Origin of the sequence: Lentzea sp. NBC_00516 (assembly GCF_036346835.1) — a bacterium.
Lineage (GTDB): Bacteria > Actinomycetota > Actinomycetes > Mycobacteriales > Pseudonocardiaceae > Lentzea > Lentzea sokolovensis.
This window is the reverse complement of sequence record NZ_CP107840.1, coordinates 972,658-988,882: the sequence shown is the minus strand read 5'-3', so window position 1 is coordinate 988,882 and position 16,225 is coordinate 972,658. Positions and strand designations below refer to the sequence as shown.

Annotated in this window: 1 protein-coding gene (cut by a window edge); it reads left to right on the top strand. The window is 70.1% G+C overall.

The features are described from left to right. Positions 1-16,225, top strand: the 3' portion of a protein-coding gene (locus OG205_RS04300) for a hypothetical protein (protein ID WP_330274927.1). It extends 13,952 nt beyond the left edge of the window; only the last 16,225 of its 30,177 coding nucleotides appear in the window; its start codon lies beyond the left edge, outside the window; the stop codon is at positions 16,223-16,225.

The window sequence follows — 16,225 nt, the reverse complement described above, 5'->3', positions numbered from 1 at the left end:
GCAGTTCGACCAGGTCGTCAACGACGGCGTGGACATGTCGCACAACGCCGGCGGCTCCCGCAAGGAGAGCGACGGCGCAGGCCGCGGCTCCGGCTGGGGTGCGGGCGTGCGGGCACCGGGCCTGGCCTCGCCAGGTAGTGCCAACCCGGCCGTCTCGGGCACCGCGGGTGTCAGCGCGGGCGCGAACATCGGTGGCAGCAAGAGCAGTTCGGTGACGACCTCGACCAACGAGGCGTTCAGCCAGACCCGCACGGCCAGTGGCCCGGCGGCGCAGTACACCGTGCCGGTCGAGTTCGAGCTCGTCGTGGAGAAGGGCACCAAGCTCGTCGCGAAGGCGGAGAGCGGCCCGCAGGAGATGAAGGTCCGCACGCACGCGGACAACCAGAAGATCTCCCAGCCGACCACCGGTCACGGGAATCCGCAGCCGTACATGTCCGCGGCCAGCAAGCGCAGCAGTGAGTTCGGCACGCCCGAGGCGACGTTCGCGTTCCAGCAGGACACCCGTGCCTCGCAGCTGCCGGCGACCGCGTCGGTGGAGAACCTGCGCGGTGCCAAGGACCTGCGCGACGCCGCGGTGAAGGCGATGACGGAGGCCGGCGCGGGCAAGGGCCTGACCGGCAAGGGCACGGGCTCGCTCAACGCCCTGTTCTCCACGCTCAGCCCGGAGAACCTGCAGCCGCACCTGCCGTCGATGCTGTCCGGCCCGCTCGACGTGCCGGGTCTGAAGGAAGCGGCGCTGACGTTCGGGCAGGACGCCGACGTCAAGGTCTACGCGAAGCTGGTCAACCCGCAGCTGGGCTCGCTCAGCGACGACGTCAAGATCGAGACCCCGCTCACCACGAAGACCACCGAGACCTCCAGCGAGGCCAAGGTGTCCGAGACCGCCGACGTGTCGGTCGGTCTCGCGCAGGGCGGCGCGGCGGTCAAGCAGGGCACCGACCCGAAGGACACCGTCAACTTCGGCACCGGCGGTGTCGAACTGCGGCACGCGGGTGAGGACTCCTCCGCGGTGTCCGGCGGTCCCTCGCAGGCCGAGGGCGGCAACGTCAAGCCCAAGGACGCGTCCCGCACCGGTCTCGTGCAGTTCGACGTCGAGTACCGCGTGGTGGCGACCATCGGCGGCAAGACCGGTGTCGTCGACCTGACGGTGCCCGGCTCTGCCGGCGTGCGCGTGCCGGCCGCCGAGATCAAGAACGTGCTGAAGCACGATCACGATCTCAGCGACTCCTTGAAAGACGCCCAGACCGAGGTCAAGAAGGCGGCCGACGACTGGCGGACCGCCGAGCAGGGCGTCGAGAAGGCCCGTCACGACGCCCAGGACGCGATCAACGAGGCCGCGGCCGTGCTGGCGCGGACCGACACGAAGCTGGGCGAGGCGTCGACGGCACTGAACACGGCGATCGACACGCACCTCGACGCCGAGGCCAAGGTCACGCCGGTCCAGACGGCGTTCGACAACACGATCAGGGACGCGGGCCAGACCCGTACCGCGATCAAGGACCTCAACGCGCAGGCCGTGTCGCTGAGCCAGGACGCGCAGGTGGCCGACAACGCGGTGAACGATGCGCGGGACAACGGTGCGCCGCAGGCCGAGATCGACCGGCTCACGCAGGAGGCCGACGCGGCGCACACCGCGTTGACCGACGTGCAGCAGCAGATCGCCGACGTGCGTGCGGAACTCGACGTCCAGCGTCAGGCCGCCACGGACGCCCGCACCGACCTCCAGGGTCCGAAGGAGACCGCCGCCCAGGCCGAGACCGCCCGCACGGCCGCCGAGGACGCGCGCCAGAAGCTCGTGAACGAGCAGACCGCGGCCGAGCAGGCGATCAAGGACGCGGAGACGAAGCTCGACGCCGCCCGGCGCGAGGCGGACGTCAAGCAGAAGCTGTGGTGGGACGCCAAGGTCAAGGTGGACAACGAGGTCGACGCGTTCAACACCACTGCGAACACCCCGCCCGCGCCGACCACGACCGCCTCCACGACGGCCCCGGCCGTCGACCAGAGGCCGCTGCCGCCGCTGCCGCCGGAATCCTCCGTGGCGGAGACCAGCCGCAGTGGCGCCGAGGCGAGCTCGTCCCGTCCCGCGCCGCCCGTGGCACCGCCCGCTCCCCCGGCGCCGGTCGCCCAGAGCGACGCGCCGAAGCAGGTCAAGAGTGGCGGCGCGCCGCCGAGGATGACCCCGCCGACCCCGGAATCCCACCAGGGCAAGGACGTCCTCACCGACGAGTCGTGGCGGCACGACCCCGCGAAGACCGCGGACTGGTTCGCGCCGAGCAAGCCGGCCGACCCGAGCACGTGGGCCGACCGCAGGGCCGACGCGAACGCCAAGACGGTCGACGTCGTCGTGCACGACGTCCGCACGAACAGCACGCCGTCGAACCTGAAGTCCTACAAGGGCCTCATCAACTACGACCTGCGCCGCATCGAGACCTCGCCCGGCAACTTCGTGCAGGAGTACACCGTCAAGGTGCACATCGACCCTGTCGCGAAGACCGACGCGGCCGACATCGCAAAGGTGAAGGAGAACGCCGCCAACGGCGTGAACTCCTTGCTGAACCAGGGTTTCCGGCTCCCGAGCGGTGACCAGTTCCACCTGAACCTGGAGTTCACCGACAACAAGGCCGACGCCCACACCAGCATCAAGGTCGACCCCAAGAACCCCAACGTCGACCAGACGCACTGGAACCCGAACACCAGCCCCGAGGTTCTCGCGCACGAGACGCTGCACTACCTCGGCATTCCCGACGAGTACAGCGACAAGTCGCGCGTGTTCCAGCAGCACGACACGAACTCCGGTGTGCACAAGGACGACGGCGGCATGATGGGCGCCGACGTCCACGGCAAGGAGCCCGGTCTGCGGCCGCGGCACCTGTGGCTCGTCGAACGCACGGCCAACAGCCAGGTCATGGTGCCCGACACCAGGCTCGACTCGGCCGGCCCTGCCACGACGCCGCCGACCACGACTCCGGACTCCACGCCGGACGGCGACACCCGGCCAATGGCGAAGCGCGATCGTTCCCCTGAGAGCGGCAGCAACTCCCCGGTCGACGACCGGAGCACCAAGAAGAAGCCGGAAGCCGACCGCTGGACCAACACCGAGGCCGGGCCGAGCAACGCCGACACCGCGATGGACGTCGACTCCGACTCCCAGAGCGACTCCGACCTCGACGACCTGGCCACCGACCTGGACAAGCTCTCCCTGGGCAAGGTCGACTTCGCCTACAACCCCGCGTTCGCGAAGCTCGCCAAGGGCGTCGACCTCGTGCGGCCGACCATGGACACCTACCTCGGCGACCTCCGCAAGAGCGTCGAGGAGGGCAGGCGCCCGTCGTTCGTGGTCAACATGATCGTGAGCCACAGCGCGCTGAACGACCCCAAGGCCGACATCAACCAGGTCATCGACGCGATCACCAAGGACGCCGGTCCGCTCGGCAAGGACATGGTGTTCGTGATCGGCGTCAACGGCCCGACCGGCGCGGACGCGAAGATCGGCGCCGAGATCGCCAAGGCGAACGACGACGTGGCGAGCCGCAAGGAACCGATCGCCCTCGTCCCGCTGCCGACGTTCGCCCCGAAGGACGGTTTCCCGTTCGGACGGATGCGCAACGGCACGATGCAGAGCTCTGCCACGCAGTTCGCCATCGGCGCGATGAACGGCAAGAGCACCCATCCGTACATCTCGTTCCAGGACTTCGACACCGGCTCACGCCGGGTGCAGACGCCGGACGGCACGCCGCCGAAGGACATCTTCACCCACGTCGCCGAGTCCATGAGCTCGGACGCGGGCCCGATCCGCCCGCTGCTGTACTCGGGCGGCTACCGCGTCGGTGACCCCGCGAAGCTCGTGGCGGACACCCAGGCGCGGATCGACGCCGAACGGGCCTCGGTCAAGAGCGACTCCACGCTCAAGCCCGAGGAGAGGCAGAAGGCGCTCGCCGAGCTGAAGGTCGCGCAGGCCTACCTCGCGAAGCCGGAGTTCGCCGAGAAGTTCCAGCAGGCGATGAGCGACGACATGGACGCGCGGAGCCGTCAGAAGGACTCGGCGCCGCTGCTGCCCTACTCGCCGGAGCCCAACCTGTTCATGGACGCGGCCGTCACGGTCGTGGACCCGAGCGTGAAGTTCAGCGACGGCGGCAACGAGTTCGGTGACCTGAGCGACTCGATCAACGAGTTCGCCGGCAAGGAACTGGTCGAACTCCACGAGAACCAGCTGCCCACGCCGCCGAGGCCCGACGAGTCGCTCGCCGACGCCAAGGCCCAGTTGGAGGCGGACATCGCGGCCGAGGGCCGCGACCCGAGCCCCCGCGAGATCCGGACGCTGCAGCGGCTCCAGGCGGAGATCGACAAGGCCGAGGCGGACATCGCCCAGCTCAAGTCCGAGGTCGAGGCGACCTTCAGGGCCACGCAGCCCGATCTTCCGCAGTCCAAGATGGACGAGGCCGTCGCGGCCGTGGTCGACGGCACGCTCGCGAACAGCACCATCGAGTCGGCGATCGACGTCGACATGCAGAACAACCGCAACCCCTATCGCGGCGAGAACTTCACCAGCGATTTCGTCAAGGGCGCGGTCGGCACGGACCTGTCGCGTCTCGCGCTCGGTTTCGCGAAGACCGAGGGCAAGCAGTGGCCGCAGTCGCACGTCGCGCTCACCTCGGTGACGAACCGCGCGTACGGCGCCCTGCCGGACGCGGACGGCAAGGTGGACAACAAGGCGGACCGGGCGGCCAAGGCCGACGTGTCCGGTGCGAAGGTCCGCGACGAGTACGGCGACAAGAAGCCCAAGGCGGACGGCACGCCGAACCCGAAGAACAAGCCTCACTCGCAGCGTGAGGCCCAGCAGATCACCCAGCACGAGTACAGCGTCGACCCGCAGACCGGCCTGCACACCGAGACGGGCAAGTCGGGCGGCTGGCAGCCGTCCAAGGTCGACGCGCTGCACCTCGGCTGGGAGGACAAGAACACCCTGGGCGGCGCGATCTCCGCGCCCATCCCCGGCCACGGCCACATGGGTGTGGACCCGCAGGTCGACCCCACCACCGTCTACCCGGAGAAGCCGGTGGCGGAGAAGCCCGTCAAGGGGAAGGGCAAGGAGAAGGAGAAGACCCCGGCCAAGAAGGCCAAGACCGAGGACGACGTCCAGCACATCGTCCCCGGCAACAAGCAGCAGAAGATGGCGACGATGCTCAACCTGGCCATGTCGGCCAACACGAGCAACGTCACCCGCACGTTCGGCACCCTGGAGCACGGCATCCTGCCGATCGCAGGGGACCCGCGGCCCGACGGCCTGTTCAGCGCCGTGCACGACGCCCTGAACAGCCAGACCCCCGCCCCGGCATCCGGTTCCGGCAAGAAGAAGGGCAAGGCCGCTCCGGCGGTCAAGACCCCGGCGGAGTTGCGGTCCGGTGCGGTCCAGAAGGCCTCGATCTCCTCGCCCGCGATCAACAAGGAGATCGCGAGGTTCCGCCAGGAGCACGGTCTGGACAACGGTCACCTGGTCACCGCGCTCGTCGAGCCGGGCCCGCCGTCGGTCACCGACCCCGACGCCACCCCGTTCGCCCTGGAACACTCGGCCGACGTCGACAGGCTCGCCAAGGCGGAGGAACTGGCCGCCAAGCTGCTCGCGACCGAGATCGGCCGGCCGCTGACGATCCACGGCCCCAACGGGTCCACGACCGTCGAGCCGTTCTTCGAGCCCCGCCCGGAGACCACCTCCAAGTCGTCCGATGCCGACCTCAAGAAGGCGAAGGACTGGAAGAAGCCGAAGTTCCCGGCACCGCTGGAACTCGACGCCCGCCCGCTGGACAACGGCAGGAGCGCGTTCACCCGGCACGACCCCGCGAACCAGTCCCTCGACGATGCGATGGACACCCGCCAGGCACCGCCGCCTCCCGCACCGTCCACTCAGGACGCTCCGGTGTGGACGGCTCCGGAGACCGAGACCGAGGCCGAGGTCGAGACGCGGCCGGCACCGCCGACGCCGAACCCGGTCATCGCGATGACCACGCTCGCGCCGCAGCCCGTCGGCCAGGTCATGCCGGGCACGCAGGCCCTGCCGGGCTTCTTCCAGGACAACAAGGCGCTGGGCACCATCGCGCCGACGGACGTCCGTGGCGCCGAGAACGTCACGAACGCGATCGACAACCTCAAGCCCGCCGACGCCGCCCGCATCCAGCAGGCGATCACCGGTGACTTCGAGTCGTTCCTGGACAAGGGCCGCAACTTCCAGGTCAAGATCGGCAACAACTGGTACGAGGCGAACATCCGCGCCACCATGCAGGCGCAGACGGACGTCGCACCGGTGGACGCGCCGGGCGTCAAGGTCGACGCGACCGCGCAGTCGGGCAACTCGTCGTCGGCCACGCACACCGTCGCCACGGCCAACGACATCGGCGGCTCGGCCTCGGCCAGCAACGGGCTCGGCGCGTACGGCTCGCTGGGCGGCAAGGCGCAGTTCGCCACGCCGGCTCAGTCGCAGAGCATGGCGTCGTCGCTCACCGACCAGCGGATCATCCGCGCGGGTGAGGGCTCGACGCAGGCCACTGTGAACGTGTCCTACGACATCACGCTGACCAACGCCAGCGGTGGGCTCCGGCCCGTCGCCACGGTCGACACCGGCACCGACGTGACGCTGCAGATCCCGAACGACCTCGCCACGATCACGAACTCGGGCAACACCTCCGCCGCGGTCACGCCGCCGGACGCCAAGTGGGGCACCAAGCTCGAACACCCCGCGCCCGAGGCCGTGTCGGTCGACAACCCGGCGAAGGCGTTCTCCGACGTGGCGCGCAAGCTGCACCCGTCGATCGTCAAGGTCGGCTCGCCCGGCCGTGAGGCGCTGCAGAACTTCCTGAGCCCCACCGAGATCCGCAACAACCTCGGCGCGATGCTCGGCGGCGCCTACGTGACGTCACCGGACCTGATCAGCCCGCACGCCAGCAAGGGCGCGGCGGTGCAGATGAAGGCGACGCTGCAGAGCGCGCAGCTCGTCGGCACGCTCGGCACCGGTCAGCTCCGCCTGCACGAGACCTCCGCGCACAGCAGCGGGGTGTCCTCGACGACCAAGTCCGGTGGCGACCTCAACGCCGGCGTCGGCTTCAACGCCGGTCTGCCGAACGTGGTGGGCGGCCAGGCCGGTGTCACGGTCGGCTACGCCGCGCGCGTCGCGGAGAACGTCAACGCGGGCATCAACACCGCGCACAAGAGCGGCATCCAGCTCAAGGGCGACACCGGTCTGTACAAGGTGACCGCCGAGGTCGAGGTCCGCACGCCCAGCGGCGAGAGCGTCAAGATCCCGGTCACGTCCTACCTGCGCGTCGGTCTGCCCGAGGCGGGTCAGATGGGCCTGCCGACGCCGGACGGCACGCGCGACAAGATCGTCGACGAGTCCAACAAGGGCCAGAAGTTCCCGCCGCCCTACATGAGCGACGCGCTCGCCGCGGGCAACGCCAAGGTCGGTGAGTTCGCGGTCGCGTCGGAGGTCCAGACGCAGATCGAGGACGCGCTGCGGGACGTCCCCGGCCTGGGCAACTTCCTGCCGAGCTGGAACGACCCGAACGCGAACCCGCGCAGCAGCAAGGGCAAGTCCTTCTCCGACGTCGCCGAGCAGCTCGCGAACCAGCGCAGGCTGACCTCGCAGCTCTCGCCGGCGGCGTTGCGGACCAACATGGACAGCCTCATGGGTCCCGGCGTCCAGGTGCAGCTCAAGAGCAGCAGCAAGTCCACCAACACCTACGTCAACGTGACCGTCAAGGCGAAGGTGACCGGCACCGAGCACCTCGGTCAGGCCGACGCGCGCAACGTCCGTGACGCGTCGTCGACCGGCCCGAAGCTCGACAGCGCGACCAGCACCACCAAGGGCTGGAGCGCCGGCGTCGAGGGCAAGGTCGTCATCCCCGCGGAGACCAAGGCCGCCAAGCTGACGCCCGCGCCGCAGGCCGGGGTGAAGTACAACCACTCGTGGACCGACAAGACCTCGGCCGGTCCGACGGTCAACAGCACCTCGCTGAGCGTCGGCAGCCCGAACGCCCAGGTGTTCCGCGGCGACGTGGAGTTCGAGGTCGAGATCACCACGTTCACCCGGCCGCGGGCCTGGGTGCGGCGGGTCGTGCCCGGCGCTCCCGGTTTCCACTCGCCGGAGCAGCACACGGTCGCGAAGACCGGCGGCGGCGTCACCGACCTCAAGCCCATCAAGGGCCCGGTCAACCTCTGGGTGTCGGACAGCTCCACTTTGGACTCCGACCCCGGCAAGGGCTTCGAGCCGGGCGCTCCGGAGCCGAAGACGCTCAAGGACGCGCCGACCGTCAAGAAGCTCCTGAGCACCAGGCCTGCCGAGAAGGCGCCGGACTTCCTGCACGTGGAAGCCGTGGCGAACACGACGGCGCTGCGCGACCAGGCCATCGACGCGCTCAACCGCGCGGCCGGTGGCGACTCGGCGCTGACCGTGCCGGGCACCGCGTCGCGCGCCCAGATCGACAAGATGTTCTCCCCGGAGAACATCAAGGCGAACCTGCGCACGCTGACCGAGACCGGCATCCAGGAGCAGGGCCTCAAGTACGACCGCCGGGTCACCGACCGGACCGGCGCCATCGGCGTCAAGTTCGGGCTGAGCAACCCGAAGATCGTGTCCATCTCGGACAACACCGGTACCGAGAACGCCAGCACCGGTGGCTACAAGGCCGGTCAGTCGTCGTCGACGAACCGGTCGGTCGACGTCACCGGCGGCATCAACGTGCCGATCAAGCCGAACACCACCGCCCCACCCGCCGGTGAGCCCACACCCGCCAGCGGTGCCGGTGGCTTCGCGGTGGCCGGCAAGGTCACGCCGTGGTCGGACTCGAAGTCGACCGGCAAGGAGGTCGGCGGCAGCCACGACCGCAACCACGTGACGCCCGCGGGCGGCCGCACCGTGCTGGTGCAGCTCGACGCCGACGTCACCGTGGTCGGCGAGAGCCGCGCGGCGAACTTCATCGCCGGCAGCACGCCCAGGGCCGAGGGCGCGACCGTCAGCCTGCCGAAGTCCGTCTTCGTGCGGGTGACCGAGGACGTGGCCCGGGACATGGGGCTGCTGCCCGACGTGCAGCCGACCGTGCCCAAGCCCGAGTTCCCGAAGATGGCGCCGCCCGCGACGGTGGCCGAGGGTGAGCCCGGCGCGCTCGGTCTGTCCACTGTGGAGAGCGTGCCGGACCTGTCGAACGTGGTCGAGGACCTCTCCACCAAGGTCAACGCGAAGACGGCGAAGCGCTTCGGCAATCCGCTGCTGCCGGACTCGGTGCTCAAGGACTCGATGAGCAACCTGCAGCGCCTGGTCGACTTCAGCTCGCCGGCCAGCGTCAAGGCGATGATCGACAGCGCGCTGGACGGCGGCGTTCCGCTGCTGGTGCACCAGCCCGGCACGTTCGGCAAGGACTCGTACCAGGTCACGTTGCGGGCCAAGGCGGGCACGCCGGAGTTCCAGAACGTCGTCAACGACGGCGTCGAGATGGAGTCGACGATCGCCGGCTCGCACAAGGTGACCGACGGCCAGGGCCGCGCCACCGGCTGGGGTCTCGGGCTCAAGGCGCCGGGCCTCGCCCAGCCGGGCAGCGCGAACCCGAACGTCTCCGGCACCGCGGGTGTCATGGCGGCGGCGAACATCGGGCAGTCCAAGAGCAGCTCGGTCTCCACGTCCACGACGGACCAGTTCGCGAGCTTCCGCGCGGGCAGCGGACCGGCGGCGCGCTACACCATGCCGATCGAGTTCGAACTCGTCGTGGAGAAGGGCGACAAGCTCGTCGCGAAGGCGGAGAGCGGCGCGCAGGAGATGACCGTCCGCCTGCACGCGGACAACCAGAAGGTCGACGGCTCGGCCGCGCCGCAGCCCTACACGAAGGACCAGAACTCCCGCACGGCCGACCAGGGCACCCCGCAGGCCGTCTCCGACTGGCAGCAGGAGGGCAGCCCCTCCGCGCTGCCGCCGGGCGCGTCGGTGGAGAACCTGCGCGGCGCGCAGGACCTGCGTGAGGCGACGATCCAGGCGTTGAAGGACGCGGGCGCCAAGAAGGGCCTGACCGGCAAGGGCACGGGCGCGTTGAACAGCCTGCTGTCCACGCTGAGCCCGGAGAACCTGCAGCCGCACCTGCCCGGCATGCTGTCCGGCCCGCTCAACGTGCCGGGCCTGCACGAGGCCGCGCTGACGTTCGGCCAGGACGCGGACGTCAAGGTCTACGCCAAGCTGGTCGACCCGACGCTGGGCTCGCTCAGCGACGGTGTGGCGCTGGAGAACCCGAAGTCGCAGGTCACCGCGACCAGCACGGACTCGAAGGTCACCGAGACCGGCGACCTGTCCGTCGGTCTCGCGACCGGTGGCGCGGGCGTCAAGCAGAACACCGATCCGAAGGACAACGTCACCTTCGGCACGAGCGGTGTCGAGCTGCGGCACGCCGGTGAGGACGCCACGGCGAACTCCGGCGGCCAGACCGACAACAAGGTCAACAACCTCAAGCCGAAGGCCACGACCGGACTGGTGCAGTTCGGTGTCGAGTACCGCGTGGTGGCGACGATCGGCGGCAAGACCTCCGTCATCGACCTGTCCGTGCCGAACTCGGCCGCGGTCCGGATGCCGACCTCGGACGCGCAGACCGTGCTGGGCAAGAACTTCAGCCCGGAACTCACGGCCGCCCAGGCCGAGGTGAAGACCGCCGCGGACGCCTGGCGCACCGCCGAGGTCGACGTCGACACCCGGCGGCACGACGCGCAGCAGGTGATCAACAACTCGGCCGCGGCGCTCGCCAGGGCCGATTCCTCCTTCACGCCCGTCCAGATCGACTACAACAACGCCATCCAGGCGCACCTGGACGAGCAGGCGAAGCTCCCGGACCTGGAGACCAGGGCCGAGAACGCCCGTCTCGAGGCGCAGCGCACGGTCGACGCGATCTCCGAGCTGTCGCCCAAGGTCGGCGGCTTCGGGGCGCTGGCGATGACCGCGCAGTTCGAGGTGGACGACGCGAAGTCGGACGTCGAGGCCAAGGCCGCGACCGTGCGGTCGCTGGAGAGTCAGCTGGCCGCGACGCCGGGCAACGTGGCCCTGCAGGGTCAGGTCGACGCGGCGCGGCTGGCGCACACGAACGCCCAGACCACGTTGCGGACCGCGGAAGGCTCGTTCGCCGGCGCGAAGGCGGGCATGCAGGACGCCCAGCACCAGCTGGACGCCGCCAACGCCGCGATCGGCGGTCTGCGCGCGGAGGCCACCGCCCGGCGCGCGGACCTCGTGGCACAGCAGCAGGTCGTGGCCCAGCTCGAGGCGGCCCGCATCGCGCAGCAGGCCCGTCACGACCAGGCGGCGGCCCAGCTCGCCACCGACCACGCGGCGCAGAAGGCCCTCGTCACGGCGGCCGAGACCAGGCTGAACGACGCCCGCACGACCGCGGACGGCCGGCAGCAGGAGTGGTGGGACAAGAAGTCGGCGGTCGACCAGAGGATCGCCGACTACAACACCCCGCCGTCGACGACCACGACGTCGTCCACTCCCCCGCCGCCTCCGCCCGCGCCGGAGACGTCCTCGCCCACCGAGGCCTCGACGAGCACGGAGGCCGAGCCCCGGCAGGCACCGCAACCGCCGGCGCCTGAGGCGTCGAGGAGCAGGGACGCCGAGACGTCCTCGTCCACCGAGGCCTCGTCGAGCAGGGACGTCGAGACGCGACCGGCACCGCAACCGCCGGCAGCCAAGGCGACCTCGTCGAGCGAGGCCTCGTCGAGCAGGGACGCCGAGACCCGGTCGGCACCGCAGCCGCCGAACGCGCCGTCCACCGAGGTGACCACCTCGTCGAGCACCGACGCCCAGGCGCCCACCAGCGTGCCGGACGTCGTGGTGCGGAGCCATCTCCAGGCGTTGACGGCGGACGCGATGACGAACGCCTCGCCGCTCGCCCACGAGGTGGAGTCGGCGCTGCGGTCGAACCCCGGCCAGTACGTGCAGTCCGAGGCGGGGCTCGACCTGCTGCGGGCGTCGGTCGTGCTCGACACGAGGACCGACGACGTCGCCGCGATGATCCAGCGGCACGGCGTCGAGCAGGTGGCGCGGGCGTTCAACAGGGAGTTCGGCCGCCCGGTCATCGAGTCGGCGCAGCTGGCGCAGTTCGGCGACCTGAGCACGCCGGAGAGCCGGGCCGCGTTCGACGGCTGGGCGCACCGGATGTGGGACACGATCGGCAACACGCCGTCCTACACCTCGAACCCGGACAAGCTCGCGGCCGACATCTTCAACCACGACAAGGGATACAACCGCGGCACGAACTTCGCGCAGGAGACGGCGTTCGCGGACCTGGTCGGCGCACCGCCGCTGGCCGACTCCATCGCCGCCACCCCGGTCTACGGCACCGACTCCTACAGCCAGGCGCTGTGGGTGCAGAAGGTGCTGGGCGACGCGGAGATCATCCCGTCCGACGCGATCGTGAGCCCTGAGGCGTTCACGCAGGCCGTCACGGACCACAGGGCCGAGATCGGTGCGGCTCTCGGCGTCGAGGTGACGCCGGAGCTGGTCACCGAGCTGAAGGAGAAGCTCCAGGAAGACGGCATGGTCGCCGACGACCCGGCGCCTGCCCCGGCTGCCGCGCCCGTGCCGCCGTCGGCTCCCGCTCCTCGCAGCGCGGCCGAGACCGAGCTGGTGGCGTTGACCGAGGACGCCGTGGAGAACGCCACCCCGCTGATGAAGCAGGTGGAGGCGGAGCTCGCGCAGAACCCGCAGAAGTACCTGGACCACAAGGCGGGCATGGACCTGCTGCGTGCTTCGGTGGTCCTGCACACCCGCGCCGGCGAGGTCGCGGCGCTGGTCGACCAGCACGGGCTGGAGGCCGTCAGGAAGGCGTTCAACGACCAGTTCGAGCGGCCGATCATCGAGAGCGAGCAGATCGCCGCGTTCGCCGACGACCCCGGCCACGGGAAGTTCGACGACTGGTCGCACCAGCTGTGGAACACCCTGGAGAACAGCCCGACGTTCGCGGCGGACCCCGCGAAGATCGTCTCCGAGATCTTCAACCACGAGAAGGGCTACAACCGGGCGTTCAACTTCGCCCAGGAGACCGCGATCATCGACGTGATGGGCGCGCCGCCGCTGTCCGACTCGATCGGTGAGATCGCGGTCCCCGGCACCGACGCCACCAGCCAGGCGCTGTGGGTGCACCAGGTGCTCGCCAAGTCGATGCTCGTCCCGGAAGGACTCGTCAGCCCGGACGCGTTCACCCAGGCCGTCACCGACAACCAGGCCGAGCTCGGTCAGGCCCTCGGCGTCCAGCTCGACCCCGCGCTGATCACCGAGTTGAAGCAGGAGCTCCAGGACTACGGCATGGTCGACGACGACCCGGCGCCGTCCGCTCCCCCGATGGACGCGCCGACGTCCACAGTGCCGCCCGCCGACCCGAGTCCGTTGCACAGCACGGAGACGAGCGCGGCGTGGTTCGACGCGCAGAACCCGGTGTCCTCGCAGGCCATCGCGGACGTCCGCGCCACGACCCCGGCCACCAGCTGGGTGCGCGGCGAGGACGGCGGTGTCCTCGACTCGACGAAGGTCGGCCCGCACGGCATCGCCATGAAGGCCTGGCGCGGCCCGATCGCGTACGACAACCGCGTGCTGAACGTGGACGGCGTGCCGGTCCGCGACTTCACCGTCCGGCTGCACCTGAACGGCGGCGACGCCGACGTTCAGGACCGCACCCGCGCGGGCGTCGAGGAGCTGTACAACCAGGGCTACAAGCTGCCCACCGGCGAACAGTTCCACGTCACGGTCGAGTTCACCGGCAACCCGGCCGACGCGCACGCCACGATCGACGTCACGAACGACCCGGACGGCCGGGCCAACCAGCTCACCTGGCCCTCGCACACCGACTCCCGGCGCCTGGCGCACGAGGTCGGGCACTTCCTCGGGCTGCGCGACGAGTACCTCGAGACCGGCGACGTGAAGCCGATCTTCCAGCACCAGGACGGCCGGGGCCGCGTCGTCAACGACAACACCCCCATGACGCAGGGCATCGACAAGGCCGACGCCCGACTCAAGCCGCGCCACCTCCAGCTGGTCCAGAACCGGATGGAGGCGCTGCAGACGCACAACAGGCCTCAGCCCGTCGTCGAGGAACGGTCCGAGCTGCCGCCGCCGAACATGCCCAAGCGCGGCAACGAACATCTCGGCGACGACCCGGCAGGGGACGCTGCCAAGCGCACCCGCGAAGAGCTCGCCGAGTTGTCCATCGAGGACAACGAAGACGTCGAGATGGCCGAGCAGGAAGCCACGTCGTTCAACGAGAACGGCGTGCACAACGCGGCGTACGAGAACCTGGCCAGGGGCAATGCGCTCGCGGAGGTCACCGCCGAGAACTACCTGCAGTGGACGCAGGCGAGCATCGACGCGGGCGAGAAGCCGTCGTTCGTGGTCAGCATGATCGTCCGCGCGAGCGAGCTCGGCCAGCTCGACACCGTGATCGACGGTGTCATGGCCGGCACCCAGGACATGGACGGCCGGGTGGCGTTCGTGCTCGGCGTGAACGGCGCGACGCAGGCGGAGATCGACGCCGCCATCGCCACCGCGACCCCGTCGGTCGCCGGCCGGCCGGAAGCGGTCGCGCTGGTGAGCGTTCCGCACGGGCCGCAGGGCTTCAAGTTCGGCGAGACCCGCAACGCCACGCTGGAAAGCGAGGCGCACGTGTTCGCGGTGACCGCCCTGGCCGTTGCCGGAACGCACCCGTACGTCGCGGTCATGGACTTCGACGCGGGCGACCGCACGACCCGCGACGGCGTGCACGTCTTCGACCACGTCAAGCGGCTCACGGACGCCGACGAGGTCGGGCCCGCCGACGGTCCCGACGTCCCGGCACCGCTGCGGCCGTTGATGATCGGCGGCGGCTACCGGGTCGCCGTCACGCCGGAGCAGCTGCACGCCGACGTCCTCGACCGCATCAACGGCGACTCGAAGACCACGGACGCGCAGAAGAAGGCCTACCGGGCCAAGCTCGACGATCCGGGCTTCCACGAGCGGTTCGTGCACGTGATCGACGCGGACATGCACGCGCGCAGGAACCAGCAGGGCATCCACCCGTTGCTGCCCTACACGCCGGAGCCGAACCTGTTCGTCGACGGCCTGGTGCCGCTGGTGGACCCGAACGTGCGGTTCGGTCCTGGCCAGGCGGAGTTCGGGCAGCTCAGCCAATCGCTCAACCGGTTCTACGCCGCGGAGCTGGCCAAGCTGCACACGCCCGCCGACGCCGCGGACATGGACGCCGCCACCGAACGGGCCAAGGTGGACGTCCAGAACAACCGGCACCCGGTGCGCGGTCAAGCGTTCACGACGGACTTCGTGGCGGGCGACACCGGCACCGACCTGTCCAGGATCGCCTACGGGCTGATCACGGACGGCAAGCTGCCGCAGTCGCACACCGCGCTGCCGAACGTCTCGGAGCGGTTCCTCGACGGCAAGCCCGCCAAGAAGGGCACGAAGTTCGCCGACGAGCGCGAACGTCTCGCCACCGGTGAGCACGCCGTGGTCGAGCCGTTCCTGCCTCCTGCCGACGGGCAGACCACGAACACGTGGAACCCGCCCAGGAAGATGGAGACCCAGCTCGGCGCGCCGCAGAAGAACCGGATGAACCCGGCGGTGTCCGCGCCGATGCCCGCGCCGTTCGACCAGATGCAGGCGGGCGTCCAGAAGGACCAGAAGGTCGTCGCGGCGCACGGGCTCGTGGCGTCCGACCACGTGAGCAACACGCAGCGGCAGTTGCGGTTCCTCAACGAGGACGTCCTGGTCCGCCAGCCCACGCCGCCGGTCACCACCAACGGCCTGTACTCGGTCGTCGCGCAGGCCCGCGGCATCGACCCGGTGACGCTGCGCCAGCAGGTGGTGGGCCTGGCCGCGAGCCACCAGGCCGTCACGAAGTTCGTGGCGGAGTACACCGTCAGCAGGCCGATGCACCAGGGCCACATGAACGGCGCACTGGTCGAGAACGCGAACTGGCACATGAAGCCGGACGCCGCCGAGAACGTCGGCGCCGGCAACGCCCGTGACCTGGTCGGACAGCTGATCGCGACGCAGCAGGGCGTCAACATCCGGATCCACCAGGCAGGGGGCAACCCGGTGCTGCTGCGGCCGATGGGCCCGCCGTTCCCCGACACCGTCGACGTCGAGATGGTGATCGACGGACGGCAGGTCACCTACCGGCCGTACCAGCCGCCCGGAGGGGTGCAGCCGGACGTGCAGATGCATTAG